This window comes from Helicobacter sp. 12S02634-8, from assembly GCF_002272865.1.
Taxonomy (GTDB): Bacteria; Campylobacterota; Campylobacteria; order Campylobacterales; family Helicobacteraceae; genus Helicobacter_J.
On sequence record NZ_MLAP01000005.1, the window covers coordinates 51,932 to 71,507 of the forward strand.

Consider the following 19,576-nt stretch of genomic DNA (forward strand, 5'->3'; position numbering starts at 1 on the left):
AAGCCCTAAAGACTTCAAAAATCCATATTCAAAGCCAAGAAATATCGCCTGCCCTCACGGATATAATTATAGTTATTGACATAAGTGGGGCTGCTATTTTTACCTCCCATATTCACAGGACTATAATCGACAAAATTATGATTGAGTAGGTTATAAACTCCCATATGCAAACGCAAATTCTTACTAATAGCATAATGCCCCCCTAGGTGCAACAACCAGTAGCTATGGTAATATGGGCTTAAAGTCGGATTGGATTTTAAGAATTGCTCTAGGGCTGATAATGAGCTAGCGCTCGACCCTGCGCGCCCACCGATATATGTCCGCAGCTGTTGGGCGCGATATTCTGTGCGTAGATAGAGCCCAAGATTTGCAATAGCAAAATTCAGTGCAGTATTCAGACTATGGGCGGGGACATCGCTCAAAGGCAGTCCTTTTGCCTTGCCTGAAGTTTGGCGCGATTTTGTAAAAGTATAGTTGAGATTCAATCCCAATGTGCCATAGACCACAGAAAATGGCTTGATACCCAAAAACACTTCTGTCCCATAAGCAATGGCTGAATCAGCATTTTCATTATAAGAGCAATTGCCCGAGCTTGCCGCACAAACTCCAGCTCCTGCAACAGGAATCTGCACGTCTTTGGCTACAGAAACACTCTGGATTTTATCACTAAAGGTATTATAAAACCCCATCACGCCCATATCTGTGTAGTCTGTTTCAGAAAGAAAGCCTAGCTCAAAGTTGATAGAACTCTCTGGCTTTAAGTCAGGATTGCCATAAGTAGGCACCATGCCTTGCGCTGTGAGTCCATTGACCCCACGCACAAGCTGTGAAACCGTGGGAGTCTTATACCCCGTGGATATCCCGCCTTTAAGCGTGAGCCAATCTGTGGTATTATAGACAAGATAAGCCCTCGGTGAGGTGTTAAACCCAAAGGCTGAATTGTAATTTTCTCGCACACCTAAGGTCAAAAACAAATCTTGCAAAATCGCGATTTCATTTTCAGCAAACAAGCTCGCATTGTGCTGATACATAAAGCTATGCCCGACCACTGCCCTATCTCGCATACTTGCAAACCAATACCTCCCGCCTAAAGTCAGCTTGCTTGAACCCACATTGATCACAAGCTTCGTATCTGCAAGCACATCATCTCCCCGCAAACCTCTATCTTTACCCACCAAGGGACTGCCAGTAGGCACGGCATCTTGAGTGATGAGCCGCCCTTGATTGCTTGTTGAGAGATATTGGATAGAGGTGTCTGTGCTCCCAAAGGCATACGCACCCAAATGGGCTAGCGTAAGATTGTTACGCATGAAATATAAATGATTAGCATAACCGCCCTTAGCCCCTGCTGTGCCTAAAAGACTTTGTTTGTTGTTGTAATATTGCAAGCCATTTTGATAATCCAAATAATAATAATCCTCTCCATTGGGTGCATAAGAAATCCGTCCACCCACATCATAGACATTAGACTCAGACAAGCCCACCACGCCATTTCTCCCCACGCTCCCCCCACTAGGGACAACTTCCAAGTCAGCAGTCGGGACAAAATCTCGATAATATTCACGCCCACGCAGTGCAAAACCCCATTTTTTAGCCTTATCTAAAGGCCCTGAGGTGTAGAAACTCCCTGAATAAGTGTTTCCAAAAAGTTTTTCTTCTTGCAAAGTCATCTCCAAAGAAAAGCTTGAAGCAAAGCGATCAAAATTCTTTTTCGTGATGACATTGACAATCCCACCAATCGCATCACTCCCATAAAGCGTGCTCATCGGACCAGAAATCACTTCAATGCGCTCAATCGCTGCTAATGGGGGCATGAACGAAGTAAAAACTTCTGTGAATCCATTAGGAAAGGCCGCAGAGGTGACATTTTGCCTTTTGCCATCTGTTAAAATCAATGTATAATCTGCGGGCATACCTCGAATCGAAATATTATATCCCCCTGTTTTCCCCACACCTGTTTCAATACTCACTCCTGGTAAAGTCGAGATTGCCTCGCCCAAATCCCTATAAGGTCTATCAGCAAGCTCTTCTTGCGTGATGACAGAAATCGAAGCAGGCGCGTCTTTGAGGTCTTGGGCAAAGCCCGAAGCTGAAACGACAGATTTATTGAGTATATAGGATTTTGGCTCTTCTTGAGCTAATAAGCAAGCTGGCACTGACATAAAAATTAATTTTTTCAAGCTATGTTTATTGATCATACAAACTCCTTATCATTATTTCAAGTAATAATAATTATTGTAATTATAGTTTATGAAGATATGATTGAGATTTGATAAACTCTAAAATCATACGCCAACAAAAACAAATCCCTCTAAAATCTAAAGACTCAAATACCCCAAAAACAAGGTCACAAAAAGCCCTGCGACAAAACTTAAAATAATTTCTTTGCGTTTGTGCTTGCAAAATGCCGTCATCACAACCCCGCTCATATAAAACAACACCAACGCCACCCCAAAAGCCACGCTCAACACATCAAAATACCATTTGCCCTTTGCCTTATGCAGCATAATCATATTCCCCAAAAGACTCCTCTTGACAGATTGGATTATTGTTTGATTGTCTTTGACCTCTAAGCTCAAAGCCTGCTTGGCTGAGCCCAACATCAAAGCCCCGCGGTATTCTCTGGGATTGAGCTCATTTGGAAGCTCAATCTGATGTTTTTGCGCAAAATCAATCAAAAAATCCAACTGCCTATCCTTAGCCACGCCCCCATCGAGTGTCCATTTTTGCTTATCTGCGCCCACATCTTGATTGAAGCCAAAAATATATACAATCCCTGTGATAGCAAAAAGCAATGCCATGGGTAACAAAAACATACTCACATAAATGTGAAACTGATGGGAAAATCTTTTCAAATTTATTTTCTTTTTCATCTTGCTCCTTTATGTTGATAATAAGAATTGTAATACGCTTTTATGAAGTATGTGTGAAAAGCCATCAAGCCAAAAACTAAAAGAGATAAAAAGAGTTAAAAAAGAAGAAAATAGACAGAAAGAAATATCAGAGAATTAAGAAAAATAAGGGAATCACAAGCTAGCCAAAACACCTAAAGCCATCAAAAGTTTATCAACCAATCATATGGCTGATAAACTTTGAATAATTATCTAAAATCAATCCACCCTTTCTAAAGCCCAAGGCACAAGCCTCATAAGCATAAAATACATTGGGTTGGTAATAAAGCCCTCCTGAGCTATTGAGTTCATAAAACTCTTGATAAATCGGCTTATGGTTGTGATAAATGCCATCATTTTTTGCCATAGATACCTGATGCATATCTAACACCTCTACATTAGCCCCCTCACGCCCAAAGGCTCTTTTTTCTACTTGTTTTTTGCCCTTGAGTGGTTCATAGCTAGTTTCTAAAAGCAAAGGGTGATTGGGGAAAAGATCCCATAAAAGCTTCAAAAAACGTTTGCTCTGAAACATCACTGTGTATGCGGGATTTAAAAAAATAGCATTTTTATTTTCCATCATCGATTGCATGATTAAAGCAAGCTCTGGCTCATCGATAGCGATATTCTCCCAAGGCAAAAGTTTGAATAAAAATTCATGATTGACCCCTTGGGCAAATACCCCCTCATCAGGGGAAAACGCAACTTCATCGATATAGCAAAATGCTGTTTGAAACCCAACGCTTTTGGCAATATCTTGCAAAAATCTTGTTGTCTGCTCCTCTTCGATATTACCCCGAACGCTAGAAAACAAAATCCTCCAGCCCTCATACATCTCCTCAAAATTCCCCGTATCTGCCCCCAAAGTAATCATACGTTTGAAATTCTCGCCCAAAGCCTCATAGAGATTATTGAACTGCGCGTTTGTATCATAGCCATTGTATTTGAGCATTGCCCACTGCACCACAGAAGTTTCATAAAGCATTGTAGGAGTATCAGCATTAAACTCCAAAAGCTTGATAGGTCTGCCATCAAGCCCACCTGCTAAATCAAAACGCCCATACAAATGCCAATGGATCTCTTCCTCCCAGCTTTGCTTGATCATAGGGACTAAGGTATTGGGAATATCAAGCTCAAAAAACAAATCATTTGTAATCGCATACTCCCCTGCTTGCACATACATATCATAAAGTTCATTGCACGCCTGATAATACGCATCTGCCTCTGCTTGAGAGATAACGACCACCTCATCGCCGATATAAGGGGTATTATCAGGGTCAGTATGCCAAGGCAAGCCAATTTCTGTGAGAGTTTCTTTATCAAGAGGTTTCAAAGGTTTTATTTGCATTTAAGCTCCTTATTTTCCATCAGCTAAGCCCCTTTTTTATGCACCAAAAGAGGTAGCACCTCTAGTGCTTTGTGTGTTTGTATTCCCGCCAAAAAACCCACTCTTAGCGCCACTAGGACGGCTCGCCCCTTGCGTGCTTGCAGTGTTTTTGAAGCTATTTTGACTCCTCTCATAAGCTTGGGGAGATTTATAGTTGCGCTGGCTGTTTTGCTGATAATTGGGATTATTAAAAAGCTTATTGCCGATATAACTCCCCAAAATCGCCCCTGCTGCACTCGCTAAAATCGCTCCACCAAGCCCCAATCCACCACTAGAATTTGCATTTGTCAGCTCGCTCGTGCCATTATCAATCTTAGCTTCTTCTTGCTTGATGAGCTTTTGGACTTCTTCATCTGAGAGCACCCGTTCATTCCCTTGCTTATCCCGCACCACTATGTGCGTCTTAGCACTCGGATATTCTTCGATGACCTTATACCCCCCTGTTGGCTGCTCTTCGAGGATAACAAACGCACCCTTTTGTGCCACATCAGCCAGCCCTGTAGGCTTCTGAGAAGCCTTATCAGACCCATCTCCACAAGCAGCCAAACTCACAACCACAAGAGCACTCAACCCCCCAATCATCGCATAATCAGATATTTTCCTTAAGTGCTTCATTTTATCTCCTTCTCATCTCCTTGTATGCAATCACTCTGCCCTTTAAGCCTTTATTTTTGGTATTCATAGATATAAGGGACAAATTTAATCAAACCCGAATCAGATATTTTTTTGGTAATATTTTCGACCTTTTGGATCTCTTTTTGGGGCTGTTCTTTTGGCTCATAGGTGGTTGCATAGATTTGTTTGAGGATTTGGATTTTTTCTGCAGGTGTTTTGGCTGTTTTGATTTTTTCTAAAATCAAAGCCGATTTGACAACAGATTTCTGTCCCAAAAAGCCCACAGGAATCATTTTAACATTTGTTTCTTTGAGCCTAGAATCGATCTCTCTGAGCTCGCTTTGACAATGGGGACACATTGGATCTGAAACAATATAAGTGAGCTTGGTCACGCCCTTTGTTGTAGATGGCAAGAAAATTGCATAATCATCAGGGATCGTATCAAACAACGCATTGAGCTTGGCACTATTTTTCTGCTGTGAATTATAAGACTGCGTATCTTCATATATTTTATTGACCAAAGCAGTATCTTTTTTTTCATTACTAAAAAACACATTACTCAAACCGATGATGATATTACCATCTTTGCTAGTAAAAATAGGGATTTGATACTTGCTATCAGGGTCTTGGATAATAGCGATTTTGAGTTCGGGATTGGATTGCAAGGCTTCTATTTTAAGCACAGAAACCTTTTTGCCCGTCTGTTTTTGGACAATATTGATAATATTTTGTTCCACGCCTGCTTGCGCGATTCCAAAGGCGAGCAAAGCCGATAATACAGCAAACACGATTCTTTTCATAGTTTCTCCTAACAAATCAGATAAAATTGCATTTTATAGAAACTTTGTCAATCAAATATGATGCAAGGAGTAATTATTGGGCTATTTCGCTATTTTTTTCAGCATATTTTTGGGGCTTTGTCCGCTTATTTATCTGCTTTGGCGCTTAGCAATGGGGCAATATGGAGCAGCCCCCATTGAGGTGATATTGCATTTTTTGGGGCTTTGGGGGATTTATTTTTTGTTAGGGATTTTGGTCGCACTAGGCCTTGGGGGATTATTAGGACAATATAAAAAATACAGAAAAAAACATACCCAAAAGCCCAAGGCGCACGCAAAAACTCTCTCTTATATCGCTAAAATCTTGGGACTTTATGGGCTTTTTTACACAAGTGGGCATATATTTTTTTATGTAGTTTTTATACAAGGACTCCAATGGGGGCATATCATCAATGAACTTTTGAATAGGATTTATTTATTTTTAGGGCTGATGGGCTTTTTGTGTCTTGTTGTTTTGGGGATTTTCTCGATTTTTTTCTCTCGTTTATTTCGCTATGTATCGCCTTTATTTTATCTGGCCGGACTCTTAGGGAGTATCCATTATCTCATCGGTCAAAAAATCCCCTCCCCCTCTTCTTATGCTATTTTTCTAGTATTTTTTGCCTTTGTTTGTGTTAAGCTTTTAGAAAAAAATAAGGACAAACAATGATTATTATCCCCGCAAGACTTGATTCTACGCGTTTCCCTCGCAAAATCTTAGCACCTATCCAAGGTGTCCCTATGGTTGTTGCCACAGCGCGCAATGCCCAAAAAGTCGATGAAACTATCGTTGCTTGCGATAGCCAAGAAGTCCTTGAAATCTGTCAAAAACACAACATCAAAGCTATCCTCACAGACACAACACACACAAGTGGGACAGATCGCTGCGCCCAAGCAGCCAAAAAGCTAAACTTACCCCCTGATGCAATCATCATCAATGTCCAAGCTGATGAACCATTTTTAGAAACTTCAGTTATCGCACTACTCAAAGAAAAAATGCGTCATGCCCCTTTTATGGGGACTTGTGCTAAGGCTATCGATACAACCCAAATCGCCAATCCCAATCTTGTCAAAGTCGTCTGTGCGCGCTCTTTTGAAGCGATTTATTTCTCAAGACTCCCTATCCCCTATAGCCGCGATGGACTAGAAAATCCCTTACTCAAAGACCACCCCTATTACGGACACATAGGTATCTATGGCTTCCATACACAGAGTTTAGAAGAATTCTGCTCCTTAGAGAAAAGCCCCCTAGAAGATATCGAAAAGCTCGAACAACTCCGAGCTATCTACCACCAAAAGCCTATTTTTGTCTGTATCACAGAAAGCAAAAGTATCGGAATTGACACCCCTGAAGACCTCCAAAACGCTCTAAAATCTACCTTGCAAACTCCACAGAACGGCTCTCACGGATCACATTGATTTTGATTTCACCCGGATATTGCAAAGAAGTTTCAACTTCCTTGGCGATATCGCGTGCAAGCACGATACTTTGAGCGTCATCAACCAAATCAGCACGCACAATCACACGCACTTCTCTACCTGCATTGATTGCATAAGCTTGCTTGACACCCATTTTATCCATCGCAATGCGCTCGAGTTCTTGCATACGATTCAAAAAGCTCTCTAGCACCTCTCGCCTAGCCCCTGGACGCGCTGCTGAGAGCGTATCAGCTGTGCATACAGCAGCTGCCTCAATGCTCTGAATATCTTCATCGCCGTGGTGTGCCATGATTGCATTGATAACAGCGGGGTGCTCTTTATAGCGCCTACAGACTTCTGCTCCCAAATGCACATGATTGCCCCCTGATTCTTGCGTGAGCGCTTTGCCTATATCGTGTAAAAGCCCTGCACGTCTAGCAAGCTTCTCATCTCCGCCCAACTCCCCTGCAATCACCCCTGCTAGATTGGCCACTTCGATAGAATGCCCCAAGGCATTTTGCCCAAAGCTCGCACGATATTTCATCTTGCCTACAAGCTTTTTGAGCTCAGGGTGCATATAGCCTAGTCCAAGATCTAAAATCGTATTTTCTCCATCTTGGAGGATTTTTTCTTCCATTTCTGCATAAACTCTCTCATAAACCTCTTCGATTCTAGCAGGCTGGATACGCCCGTCCTCGACTAAAAGCTCGATAGTCCTAGTCGCAATTGCTCGCCTATAGAGATTGAAACTGCTTAAAATAATTGTGCCTGGGGTGTCATCGATGATAACATCAACACCACTAATCATTTCAAGTGCCTTGATATTTCTCCCCTCTTTACCGATAATCCTGCCTTTGAGCTCATCATCAGGCAAATGCACGACATTGATCAAACGCTCAGTAGCAAACTCCCCTGCAAACCTCGTGGTAGCTTGTGCGATGATGTAATTAGCGCGTTTGAGTGCTTCTTCTCTGGCTTCGTGTTCATATCTTCGGATCAAGGCTGATTTTTGTGCGATGAGCTCATCTTGGAGATATTCTAAAATCAAAGCCTTGGCTTCTTCTTTGGTATAGCCTGTGTATTCAGTGAGTGTATTGAGGGCTTTTTGCTTGATATTTTGGTATTCTTTGATGAGTTTATTTTGTGCTTCATACTCTAAAAATAGCTGATTTTTGAGGTCTGAAACTTTTTGCTTTTCTTCTTCAAGAAAGCCGATTTCTCGCTCAATTTTTTGCTGCATTCTATCTTCTTGCACCCGCAAGGTCGTGCATTTATCTTGATATTCTTTTTGTGTTTTTGAAGCTTGGGATTCATACTTTTTTTTCAGCTCTAATTCTAGCTCTTTGATTCTGATTTGTTCGCTTTTTAGGAGTGTCTGGGCTTCATATTCGATCGCTTGGGCTTTGGCTTTTGCTTGTTCGATGATGATATTTGCATTGGTGTTAAAGATCTTTTTAGAGATAAAAAAAACACTAACCCCTACCATCAAACCAAATATTATACACCCTATCACTAAGTATTCTATCATCAAACCCTCTTTTTACAATACAACGACTATGGATAAATTTATCGCCTAAAATATCGTGGCTTTGGGTGATGATATTTCTAGCTACCATCACCTTTTTACTCAAAAAAATCATATGCGGGCGATAAGAGAGTGTCTGGAAAAACCGATCATACATTCCCTTGCCAAACCCCACGCGCCTAAAACTCCTATCGATTCCTAAAACTGGGATAATTGCTGTGTCAATTTTTGCCCAATAAAATAAAGATTTTTCAGCTTCTAAAATATTATATTGATTCTTATGCAAAGGCATCCGAAATGCTACCATTTTAAAACTAACTCCATTTATATGGGGGACAAATATCCGTATGCCCCTGCGGGATTTGAGCCAATAAATCAAAGGATAAATATTGACCTCAGTATCCATCGGGCAATAAAGCAAAATATTTTTACTCCCCAAGGCTAGGAGCTCTTTTTTTAAGAGTCTTACAATCTTTTTATCAGCAAAATCTATCCTTTTAGCTGCCAAAGGACGCAAAAGATGTCTTTTGCAAATTTCACGAAATTGTGCTTTTATCCTCACTCCTTAATCTCTCTTTATGTATAATAAAGTATTTTAAATCGTTAGAACTTACAAAAGGGTAATTATGAAATATTTCTATGGGCTTATGGTGTGTTTGGTGCTTTTTTGGGGCTGTTCTGCAGGGGGTGGGCATAAAAACCAGACCCAATACACCTTCAGTGATTCAAAAGGGCAGACCTTTAAATTCTGGAGTGATTTTGAGAATTTAGAGCTTGCAGATAAAAGCAACGATCCCCAAGATGATGGGAAAATTATTTTATTGATGTTTTTAGACTTACAATCCCAAGACTCCAAAGATTATATTTTAAATATCGACCATCTTTTGCTGACTTTCCCTCAAATCCATATCTTTGGAATCCTCACAAAGCCCTATCCTAAAGAACAAATCACTGCTTATATCGCAGAAAATCAAGTCAATTTCCCCTTGCTCTATCCTAGCGATTCTAAAAATATGCTCCAAGATTTCATACGCCAATCTGAAAAATCCCAAGACCAAACCCCAAACCCCCAAGCAGACTCCAATATCTCCCCTGAAATCCCTTATTTTGTCCTCTATGGCAAACACGGGAAAAAATATCAAACTTACTCAGGTATCGTGATGGAAGAGATGTTTGCACACGATATCAGCACCCTACTCAAAGCACACTAAAGGCAAGTATGATGTTTGAAATCTTTAAAAAAACTGCCCAAAATATCTCCTCGCTTATTGGGACAAAAGCCCCGACCATAGACAAAGATTGCCTAGAAACAGCACTCATAGAAGCCGATATTGACTATGCAATCATCGACTCCCTCCTAGCCCACCTCCCCCAAACTATCAAGAGAAATCAGCTAGAAGTCGCTTTGGAGCGATTTTTTAGAGGTGAAAGCTATTATGATAAAGTCGTGCTCAAGCCGATTGCAATCAAGCCACTTGTAGAGCTCATCATCGGTGTCAATGGAGCGGGCAAAACTACCACAATTGCCAAACTTGCCAAAAGATATATCACACAAGGCAAAAAAGTCCTTTTAGGGGCTGGGGATACATTTAGGGCTGCAGCTACTGAGCAACTCAAGCTCTGGAGTGCCAAGCTAGGCACAGATATTATCACCACACAGCACGGAGGCGATCCTAGTGCCCTTGCATTTGACACAATCCAAGCAGGTATCGCCCGAGGGGTCGATCACATCATCATCGACACTGCTGGCAGACTCCATAACCAGACCAATCTCAAAAATGAACTAGTAAAAATCTCACAAGTATGCTCCAAAGCGCTCAACCACCAAGAATTCCGAAAAATCCTAATTCTCGATGGCACGCAAGGAAGCTCTGCAATCACGCAAGCAAAGGTATTCCACGAAAATATCCATATTGATGGCATCATCATCACCAAATTAGATGGCACAAGCAAAGGTGGGGCGATTTTGAGTATTATTCATGAGCTCAAACTCCCTATTTTGTTTCTTGGTATCGGAGAAAAGGCCGATGATTTGGTGCCTTTTGATGAAAATTCCTTTATCCAAAGTCTTTTAGATTCGATTTTTGAGTGATTGATGGCAAAAAAACCGATAACACTTTTTGAGTGCCAACATTGTGGATTCCAAAGCTCTAAATGGCTAGGTAAATGCAGTAGTTGTGGGGCGTGGGAGAGTTTAGTAGAGCTCAATGGCCATCAAATCCAATCCCTCAAAGATACCAAAACCCTGCATACAAGCACTCTAGCAACCCCTATCACAGCCATCAAGCACGAAAGTATCATCAAATTCTCCTCCACGCAAGAAGAGTTTGACATTGTCCTTGGTGGGGGGATTGCAGCTGGGGGGCTCTATCTGATTGGAGGGAGTCCGGGTGTAGGGAAATCTACATTATTACTCAAAGTCGCTGGAGGGCTTGCTAAAGAGGGCAAAAAGGTGCTTTATGTCAGTGGTGAGGAGAGCGCTGGACAGATCAAGCTCAGAGCCCAAAGGCTTGATTGCGTAGAAGACAATCTCTTTTTACTCAATGAAATCGACCTCAACTCCATCAAAGCCAACCTCACCACAAAAGCCTATGCTGTGTGTATCATCGATTCTATCCAAACAATCTACTCCCCTCAAATCACCTCAGCCCCTGGCTCAATCTCGCAAGTGCGTGAAATCACATTTGAACTGATGCGTTTAGCCAAAGAATACAATATCGCTATATTTATCATCGGCCATATCACCAAAGAAGGGTCGATTGCAGGCCCTAGAGTGCTTGAACATATGGTCGATACGGTATTGTATTTTGAGGGCGATCCGAGTCGAGAGCTCCGAATGCTCAGAGGCTTTAAAAATCGCTTTGGCACGACAAGTGAAGTAGGGATATTTGAAATGCAAGATACGGGGCTTATCAGCGCTAAAAATGCCTCTAAAATGTTTTTTTCACACAAGCAAGCTATGGCCGGAAGTGCTATCACTGTGGTCTTAGAGGGCTCTAGGGCTTTGGTGCTTGAAATACAGGCTTTAGTGAGTGAAATCAGCTTTGGCACGCCCAAGCGATCGGCCACAGGCTTTGATACCAATCGCTTGAGTATGCTCCTAGCCCTCTTAGAAAAAAAGATCGAAATCCCACTCAAAGGCTATGATGTTTTTGTCAATGTGACAGGAGGTATCAAAATCACAGAAACAAGCGCAGACCTCGCAGTGATTGCTAGTATCCTCTCTAGCTTCAAAAATCGCCCCTTATCCAACAAAACTGCTTTTATCGGAGAAGTGAGCCTTACAGGAGATATCAGAGAAGTGAGTAATATCGATCTCAGACTCAAAGAAATGGAAAGCTATGGATTTGAAAAAGCAATCCTCCCCAAAAAACCCAACACAAAAAGCCCCATCAAATGCTTTGAAGCCACAGAAGTAACAAAAATCCTAGATTGGATGTGAGCCTTTTAAATTCTATCCCATATCCCCACACAAGGCAAACAAAAGAATCCAACAAGCACATAACCCAATAACTTCAGTCACAATCGCTTGTGTTTTATCTTTTGTAAAATCCTCTCACTCAAAGCTTGCGGAGTCAGCCCCAAATGCTCTTCTACCATCGCAGTATTGCCGTGCAAAATATAGCTATCAGGGATTTCAAAGCTCTCCATATCAAGCCTTAGTCCCATCTCCATTGCGTATTCAAGCAGCGCTGATGTGACACCATTGATTTTATAGCTATCACTAAAGACAAAAATAAACCGATACGCAGCAAGAATTTCACTCAAATCTTTATCCAAAGGCTTGAGAAAGCGCAAATCAAGCAACCCACAAGACAAGCCCTCTGCTGCAAGCAACTCCTGCACACCATGAGCCCGACCCACGCCATTACCATAGCCCACTAAAAGAATCTCTTCCCCCTCTTTTAATAGCTCAGACTTACCGATAACAAACCCTCCATCAGCAAAGACCCCCTCTTTGAGCGCAAACTTCCCTCTAGGGTATCGAAAAGCACAAGGGGACTGATCCCAGCTAATAGCAAAATCAATCGCGCTTTTTAAAGAAGCATTATCCCTAGGGGCAAAAAGAACCATATGCGGGACAGAGCGCAGATAAGACAAATCTAGCAAGCCCTGATGGGTTTCCCCATCTTCCCCTACAATCCCAGCCCTATCGATAGCAAATCGCACAGGCAAGGACATAATCCCCACATCATGGACTATCTGATCATAGGCGCGTTGCAAAAAAGTCGAATAAATACTCACAAAAGGCTTAAAACCCTCCTTTGCCATCGCTGCCATCGAAGTCACAGCATGCTGTTCAGCGATAGCCACATCCCAAAAACGTTCCGGATACTCATCGATCAAAGCCCCCAAGCCCGTACCACCTGGCATTGCTGCTGTCACACCGACAATTTTTTTGTCTTGACTTGCGCGCTCTAAAAGCACTTGAGAATACACATCAGTGGGGCTCTGGATACTGCTTGTCTTTTTGGACTGCCCTGTATGGATATCAAAAGGTCCGACCCCGTGCCATTTTTCATATTTGCCCTCAGCAATCTCATAGCCCTTGCCCTTGGTGGTTTGCGCGTGGATAATGACTGGCTCTCTCATATCTCTAGCTAGCTTGAGTGAATGCATGATTCCCTCAAGATCGTGCCCATCAATCGGGCCTATATAATTGATCCCCATTTCTTCAAACAAAATCCCTGGTGTGATGAGCTTGAAAGATTCTTCAAAACGTTTGGCGATATAAGAAGCACTATCGGGCATTTTGCCTAAGATTTTTTTGATTCTGTCTTTGAGAGATTGATACAAAGGCCCTGCAATCAGATGAGAAAGGTATTTACTGATAGCACCAATGGGTTTAGCGATACTCATTTCATTGTCATTGAGGAGAATAATCATCGGATATTTTCTATCGCCTAGTTCATTGAGAGCTTCATAGACTAGCCCTGCGCTCATACTCCCATCACCGATCAATGCAATCGGTATGCCTGATTTCCCCTCCAAAGCAAAAGCTTTAGCAACCCCCACGCCAATAGAAATAGAAGTGGAGCTATGCCCAGCGACAAAATAATCATAAGGGGATTCAGAGGGCTTGATAAACCCACTCAGCCCGCCAAACTGCCTGAGTGTATCAAAAGCCTCCCATCTGCCCGTAACTAGCTTATGCGCATAAGCTTGATGGCTCACATCATAGATAAAAGGATTTTCTCTGCAATCAAACACTGCATGCATTGCTACAATCAGCTCCACAGCCCCCAAAGTAGAGCTCAAATGCCCCCCATTGACACTCACGACCTCTAAAATCCTCTTGCGTATATCCTCGCAAACTTGGCGTAAATCAGTAATATCTCGCCCCATAAGACTCTGATATTTTGGCGATACACAGAGTTCCATTTCAGGCCTTTAGATTGTCTAAAACACTTTGTTTGAGGGTCTTGTATCGTGCCATCAGACTCCCATCTATCGTGCCATTATCACACACCACAACCACACCTCCTTTAGTGATGGCCCCATCAGCTTCAATCTTGATTTTAGGGGTGTCTTTGAGATTTTCGACCAGATAGGGATAGTCCATTGTATTGACCTTGATATGGATATCTGTCGCTTCCATCACTTGGGATAAAAGCTCCTTAGAGAGAGCAAAAGCAATCTTTTGGCTATCAGCTTCTACTTCTTTGATGATGACTTCTTTGGCAATATCAAGCGCGATCGCACTCAGCTCCTTTTCAAGCTTTTCAAAGTTTTTTTGAGATTTTTGCATTTCTTTATCAAATGTAACCATCGAGTGCACAAGGTTTGTCTTTTCTTTTTCCACACTAGCAAGTAACTCTTTTTTTGTCTTTTCCTCGCCCTCCTTAAGGCCATCTTTATAAGCCTCATTGCGTGCAGTATTGACCCGCTCTTCCATTTCGATTTGTTGCTTTTCAAATTGTATCTGGAGCTTGGCTAGATTGCTAGAGAGTTCATCAGTCTTTTGGAGCAGCCGTTCGATAAGGTCTTTTTCAAGCGAGGGGGCAATGGCTGCAGAAGTGGGTTTATTTTCTGTAAAATCTTGCACAGGCAGGGGCATATCTTTTGGTGCATAGACCTCTTCTTTGAAATCCCCATCAAGGTTTTTAGCGATGGATTTGAATTCATATTTTTGCACATTATGCTTGGGTAATTCAGATTTTACAATCAGATTTTCTTCTTCAAAATTACTCAACGACATCCTCCTCCTCGCCGATTTGTATCAAGCCCCTATCAGAAAGGGATTGCACAACTTCAACAATTTTTCTCTGAGCACCCTCAACATCTTTGACTTTCACAGCACCCAAAAACTGCATTTCTTCGACAAACTGCTCACTCGCACGCGTAGACATATTATCCAAAAATTTCTGTTTCAAGTCATCAGGAGAAGATTTGAGCGCTAAAATCAAGTCTTTTTTGTCTGCGATTTTTAAGATTTCACGGATAGCATTTTTATCAAGCTTAGAAATATCTTCAAAAGTAAACATCATCTCTTTGATTTCATTGGCCAGCTGCTCATCGATTTGTTCGATATAAGTGATAGTAGCTCGCGCAGCCTTTTGTCCCAATCGATTAAACATTTCAGCAACTGCCCTAGGGCCACCGACTTCGACTTTATAGCTTGTGAGGGATTCTAGTTTGTTTTCTAAGACCGTAGAAACTCGCTTGACAACATTGGGTGAAATATCTCCAAGATTTGCCATTCTGATAGAAATCTCAGCACGCATATCATCTTGAAAATATCCCAAAGTTTCTGCTGCGCTTGAAGAATCCATATGTGCTAGAATCAATGCGATGGTCTGGGGGTGTTCATTGACGATAAAATCTGCAAGCTGCTGGGGTCTGACTTTCATCAAATACGAGAAATTTTTAGTCGATTGCACGCTTTTGCCCAGCTTGTCTAGCACCTTTTTAGCCTCTTCAGGCCCTAAAGTCTTATTCAATAGCTCCCGTGCATAGTCCAAGCCCCCGCTATTGATGTATTGGTTGGATTGAAAGATCGCATAAAATTCCTCCAAAACAGCCCCGCCAATCGCTTTATCCGTGCCATTGAGCTGCATGATTTGCTTGCTGATTTCTGTAATGCTCTCAATATCTAGATGTCTGAAAACCTCGCTTGTCCCCTCCTCGCCGACTTGTATCAGCAAAATTGCGATTTTTTCTGCCATCGATAGCTCATCATATTGAGCCCTTTGCTTTGCAGTAAGTTTTGTAGCCATCGCTCGCTCCTATGTCCTGCCCTCAGGCAGTATCTCATCTTTGACTAAAGTTTTAAACAAAGCAGCTATCTCTTCAGGCTTTTCTTCAATATTTGCTTTGATTTTTTCTAGCAACACATCATATTTTACTTCATCTTCGTTGAAATTACTCCCAATCCCTAGCTGGTCTTCGACTCGCTTACGCATTTCACTGAATTTATTGAGATCTGTGTCATCTTCATCATTGATTTCAAACAAAGATTCCACCTTGTCTTCTTGCACCTCCTGCACCTCAAGCATACGCTCAGCAAAAGGCGAGATAACCTTTTTGTAAAAAATAAATATCACCACAACCACAAGCAAATATTTCAAAAGCGGCATGAAAGGGCCTAAATATTTTTCCACACTCAAAGAAAACTTATCAAAAGCACTCATTGGGGCATAACTCTGAGCTTTTGCATCAAACTCAAAATTACTCACCGTTACATTATCCCCGCGACTTTGATTATAACCAATAGCTTGTTTGACTAAGGCATCGATTTTTTGCATTTCATCTTCGCTCAAAGGAACATATTGGATCGTTTCTCCATCGCCTTGTGTGTCCTTTTTGTATCGCCCATCGACCACAACAGCTGCACTCAAGCGAGAGAGCACGCCAAATTCCCCTTTGATTTCACTGATAGTCTTGCCGACTTCATAATTGGTGGTATTTTGTGATTTTTCATATTTTTCTTTGAGCTTATCATCATCAAGCCCTTGGACAGGCCCTATGTTACTCACAGCCCCAGGAACACCACCTATTTGCTTGGGCTGGGCTCCCTCGCGCTTTTCCTCAAGATTTTGCTCACTGCGGACAACATTATTGGGGTCATAGGTTTCTTGGGTGCTTTTTTTCTGACTGAAATCAAAATCAGCATTGATACGCGCAACCACCTTATCAGGGCCCCCGACAATGGGCGAGAGGATATTGACAATTTTATTTTCTAAGATATTTTCAAAGTTCTGCTTGTATTTGAGCTGTGTGGCCGCAATCTCTTTGGAAGTGCTGAAATCATCGCCCTCACCAAGTGGCTCACCATTTTCATTGACAAGCTTGACATTATCTGGCGTGAGCTTGCTGACAGAAGCAGCTACAAGGTTTTTGATTCCAACAATTTGGGCTGGCAATAGGCGTTTATCGGGTTTGATTTTTAGCATTACTGAAGCTGTGGGCGCTACTTCTTTGCTCACAAAAACACTATCTTTGGGGATAGCAATATGCACATTGGCCTTGTCTATGGGATTAAGACTCTCAATCGTCCTAGAAAGCTCGCCCTCAGTCGCACGAATCAGTTTGATATTTTGGTCAAAATCAGTCGCCCCAAAGTCTTTCACATCAAAGATTTCAAAACCTACTTTGCTTGTCTTGGGGATACCTTGGGAAGCCAATGCAATGCGCTCTTCATAAACACGATCTTTAGGGATTAAAATCGTATCATCTTTGGGAACTTTATAAGGGATTTGATTTTGCTGGAGATATTGCAAGACTAGGGCATTATCGCTAGGATTCATGCCCTCAAACAAAACCCCATAGCCACTGCTGTATTTATCGCCTTTGAGTGGGAAAATCAACAAAAACATAATAAAAGTTACAATCAAAATAACAGAGGCAATGATGACAATTTTTTGCTTTTTATTGAACCGAGCAAAAAGGGTGGCAACTTGCTGAAATAGGGCTTTGATATCCAAACTCAATCCTCTGAAATTTTATTTTGACTTTTTATGTCAGAAAGTATTGCATTTTTGTTGCAAAAACTCTTCGAGTAATGCCAACACTCGTGTATTCTGCTCTTGTGTGCCGATAGTGATCCTAACAGCATTGATACCATAAGACCTAAGATCCCGCACGATCACGCCTCTTTGCAAGAGCCAATGGGATATCTGCGTGCTAGGATTTGTATCATTTAAGATATAAGTGATAAAGTTTGTCCAAGATGGGATAAAAGCAATATTATGCTTTTGGGCAAAGCCCTCATATCGGATCATTTCTTTGGCATTATTCTGGATACAAGCTTGCACAAAATCTTCATCTTTGAGTGCTTCAACAGCCCCAAGCAAGCTCAAAACCCCGATATTAAAAGGCGGGCGCACCTTATGCAAAGCCTTGATAATCCCCTCTGGGGCCACCCCATAGCCCACGCGCATTCCACCTAATCCATAGGCTTTAGAAAAAGTTCCCAAATAAATCACATTTTCAAAACGTTCTAAAAGCTCTTTTGGGGCTATGGCCTTGCTTTTGTCTTTGAAGCAAGCAAATTCTTGATACGCCCCATCAATAATGACCAATGTATCAGGGTGGGTTTGGGAGATAAATTCAAACACATCACTTTTATCCAAACACTCACCCAAGGGGTTATTAGGCAGACACAAAAATACTATATCAGGCTGGTATTGGGCATAGAGCTGCTTGAATTCTAAAATTTCATGGCTATGGCTGGGAGTCTTGATAATCTCTGCTCCAACTTGTTTGGCATAGATTTCATACATCGCAAAAGTCGTTTTTGCCATCAAGACCCTGCTATTGCCCTTAGCGCATTTAGCGTGGATACAAAACTCGATCACCTGATCGCTCCCTGAACCAATAATAATATTGCTTGGAGCAAGATGATATTTTTGTGCTAACCCCTCTTTGAGCTCAAACATCGAATCATCTGGATAATAGCTCGCCATTTTGGCGTTTTGAGCGATAGCTGCACTGACCTTTGGTGAGCAGCCATAGGGATTTTCATTGCTCCCTAGTTTGATGATCTCACTAGGAGAAATCCCAAATTCCCTAACCACAAGCTCAATAGGCTTCCCTGCCTCATACACAACTAGTTCGTCCAACTCTGGATTAAAATTCATTCAAGCCTTCTTCATAAATCTATTTTGCATAAATTGTATCTAAATTCACATAAAAATTAAAATTTTTCAAGCAAGATAAAAAGATCCCCCTAAAACCTATATAACCCAAACACCCCACTGCCATCGCGCCTAAGCCCTCCCAAGCCTTATAGAGGGCTTAATAGCAGCTTTGAGAGTCAAGAGGTCTTAAAAAACAATCCATACAGCCCAAGAGATAAAAAGCACAAAAATCCTCCGAGCAAAAATCCTCCCAAAACATCAGTAGGGAAATGCACACCCAAATAAACACGAGCATACATCATCAGCAAAATAAACAACAAACACAAAAGCCCCACAAGCACCTTCAGCCATATTTTTTGCGAACCCATCACAACAAAAAGCAAGCCAATCAATCCATAAAAAAGAGCTGAGCCCAATGAGTGCCCAGAGGGATAGCTATAGCCAGAAGCTTCAATGAGCCACTCATACGCAGGCGGGCGCGGGCGATGGATTATTTCTTTTAAGGCCTTAAGCAGCACCCCTCCAATCACCATACTCCCGCCAAACCACGCACCCAAAAGAAATCTACGTCGATAAAACAATCCCCCCACTACCAAAAGAGTCATCACCAATATCAGCTTTGTTGAGCCAAGATGTGTGAGTAGCTTTAAAATCGATGTCTTTAATGGGTCCATACCCCCTCGGACAGAGGCTATCACAGAAGTATCTAGCAGCCCCACCCAAGTAGCCCCACCAAAAACTGCAGCCATCTCCCATAAAAATAACACCAACAGCACGCCACTAATCCCTAGCAATACATAAGATTTTTTAGCCATCAAAACCCTCCTTATCGAGCAAATTTA

The 19,576-nt window shown here is 41.9% G+C and carries 18 protein-coding genes; 5 read left to right on the forward strand and 13 right to left on the reverse strand.

Annotation, left to right across the window (positions count from 1 at the left end; translation table 11 throughout):
* Positions 1 to 14: 14 nt before the first annotated feature.
* The 5 genes from BKH46_RS04300 to BKH46_RS04320 form a co-directional block, all read right to left on the reverse strand.
* On the reverse strand, positions 15 to 2,198 hold the full coding sequence (locus BKH46_RS04300) for a TonB-dependent receptor (RefSeq protein ID WP_095225607.1): 2,184 nt from the start codon (positions 2,196 to 2,198) through the stop codon (positions 15 to 17).
* Positions 2,199 to 2,318: 120 nt separating this feature from the next.
* On the reverse strand, positions 2,319 to 2,873 hold the full coding sequence (locus tag BKH46_RS04305; RefSeq protein WP_095225608.1) for a PepSY domain-containing protein: 555 nt from the start codon (positions 2,871 to 2,873) through the stop codon (positions 2,319 to 2,321).
* 193 nt (positions 2,874 to 3,066) lie between these two features.
* Positions 3,067 to 4,239, reverse strand: a complete 1,173-nt coding sequence (locus BKH46_RS04310) for a glutathionylspermidine synthase family protein (protein ID WP_095225609.1) — start codon at positions 4,237 to 4,239, stop codon at positions 3,067 to 3,069.
* 36 nt (positions 4,240 to 4,275) lie between these two features.
* Positions 4,276 to 4,893: a UPF0323 family lipoprotein gene (locus BKH46_RS04315; protein WP_095225610.1), complete on the reverse strand. Its 618-nt coding sequence runs from the start codon at positions 4,891 to 4,893 to the stop codon at positions 4,276 to 4,278.
* 50 nt (positions 4,894 to 4,943) lie between these two features.
* Positions 4,944 to 5,693, reverse strand: a complete 750-nt coding sequence (locus BKH46_RS04320; protein WP_095225611.1) for a disulfide isomerase — start codon at positions 5,691 to 5,693, stop codon at positions 4,944 to 4,946.
* 76 nt (positions 5,694 to 5,769) lie between these two features.
* Between BKH46_RS04320 and BKH46_RS04325 the strand changes: the two genes are divergently transcribed.
* Together BKH46_RS04325 and kdsB are read left to right on the forward strand one after the other, a co-directional pair.
* The gene (locus BKH46_RS04325) at positions 5,770 to 6,381 is read left to right on the forward strand and encodes a hypothetical protein (RefSeq protein WP_095225612.1); all 612 of its coding nucleotides are present in this window, start codon (positions 5,770 to 5,772) and stop codon (positions 6,379 to 6,381) included.
* Positions 6,378 to 7,130 (forward strand): 3-deoxy-manno-octulosonate cytidylyltransferase, encoded by a 753-nt coding sequence (gene kdsB / locus BKH46_RS04330; protein ID WP_095225613.1) that lies wholly within the window; start codon positions 6,378 to 6,380, stop codon positions 7,128 to 7,130. Before BKH46_RS04325 ends, kdsB begins: the two co-directional genes overlap by 4 nt.
* Here the strand turns inward: kdsB and rny are convergent.
* Both rny and BKH46_RS04340 read right to left on the reverse strand, forming a co-directional pair.
* Positions 7,087 to 8,658, reverse strand: coding sequence for a ribonuclease Y (gene rny / locus BKH46_RS04335; protein ID WP_095225614.1), 1,572 nt, complete (start codon positions 8,656 to 8,658; stop codon positions 7,087 to 7,089). The two genes, kdsB and rny, sit on opposite strands and share 44 nt — an antisense overlap.
* Positions 8,603 to 9,217: a 5-formyltetrahydrofolate cyclo-ligase gene (locus BKH46_RS04340; protein WP_095225615.1), complete on the reverse strand. Its 615-nt coding sequence runs from the start codon at positions 9,215 to 9,217 to the stop codon at positions 8,603 to 8,605. The genes rny and BKH46_RS04340 overlap by 56 nt, the downstream gene beginning before the upstream one ends.
* Positions 9,218 to 9,281: 64 nt before the next feature.
* On the opposite strand from BKH46_RS04340, the gene BKH46_RS04345 reads away from it, so the two are divergent.
* The 3 genes from BKH46_RS04345 to radA are packed head-to-tail and all read left to right on the forward strand — an operon-like array spanning position 9,282 to position 12,097.
* On the forward strand, positions 9,282 to 9,866 hold the full coding sequence (locus BKH46_RS04345; RefSeq protein WP_095225616.1) for a hypothetical protein: 585 nt from the start codon (positions 9,282 to 9,284) through the stop codon (positions 9,864 to 9,866).
* A gap of 11 nt (positions 9,867 to 9,877) precedes the next feature.
* Complete coding sequence (gene ftsY / locus BKH46_RS04350; protein ID WP_095225617.1) at positions 9,878 to 10,747, forward strand: signal recognition particle-docking protein FtsY; 870 nt, start codon at positions 9,878 to 9,880, stop codon at positions 10,745 to 10,747.
* A 3-nt stretch (positions 10,748 to 10,750) separates the two neighbouring features.
* Positions 10,751 to 12,097: a DNA repair protein RadA gene (radA, locus tag BKH46_RS04355; RefSeq protein WP_095225618.1), complete on the forward strand. Its 1,347-nt coding sequence runs from the start codon at positions 10,751 to 10,753 to the stop codon at positions 12,095 to 12,097.
* Positions 12,098 to 12,174: 77 nt separating this feature from the next.
* Here the strand turns inward: radA and dxs are convergent, their stop codons facing one another.
* From dxs to BKH46_RS04385, 6 genes are all read right to left on the reverse strand, one after another.
* Positions 12,175 to 14,001: a 1-deoxy-D-xylulose-5-phosphate synthase gene (dxs, locus tag BKH46_RS04360; protein ID WP_095225687.1), complete on the reverse strand. Its 1,827-nt coding sequence runs from the start codon at positions 13,999 to 14,001 to the stop codon at positions 12,175 to 12,177.
* A 37-nt stretch (positions 14,002 to 14,038) separates the two neighbouring features.
* Positions 14,039 to 14,854, reverse strand: a complete 816-nt coding sequence (gene fliH, locus BKH46_RS04365; RefSeq protein ID WP_172402558.1) for a flagellar assembly protein FliH — start codon at positions 14,852 to 14,854, stop codon at positions 14,039 to 14,041.
* A complete protein-coding gene (gene fliG, locus BKH46_RS04370; RefSeq protein ID WP_095225619.1) occupies positions 14,841 to 15,872 on the reverse strand; it encodes a flagellar motor switch protein FliG in 1,032 nt (343 codons plus the stop codon). Before fliG ends, fliH begins: the two co-directional genes overlap by 14 nt.
* Positions 15,873 to 15,881: 9 nt before the next feature.
* Positions 15,882 to 17,579 (reverse strand): flagellar basal-body MS-ring/collar protein FliF, encoded by a 1,698-nt coding sequence (gene fliF, locus BKH46_RS04375; RefSeq protein WP_095225620.1) that lies wholly within the window; start codon positions 17,577 to 17,579, stop codon positions 15,882 to 15,884.
* A gap of 36 nt (positions 17,580 to 17,615) precedes the next feature.
* Entirely contained in the window at positions 17,616 to 18,734 is a 1,119-nt protein-coding gene (gene hisC / locus BKH46_RS04380) for a histidinol-phosphate transaminase (RefSeq protein ID WP_095225621.1), read from the reverse strand.
* Between the two features lie 176 nt (positions 18,735 to 18,910).
* Positions 18,911 to 19,549, reverse strand: coding sequence for a phosphatase PAP2 family protein (locus BKH46_RS04385; RefSeq protein ID WP_095225622.1), 639 nt, complete (start codon positions 19,547 to 19,549; stop codon positions 18,911 to 18,913).
* Positions 19,550 to 19,576 lie beyond the last annotated feature (27 nt).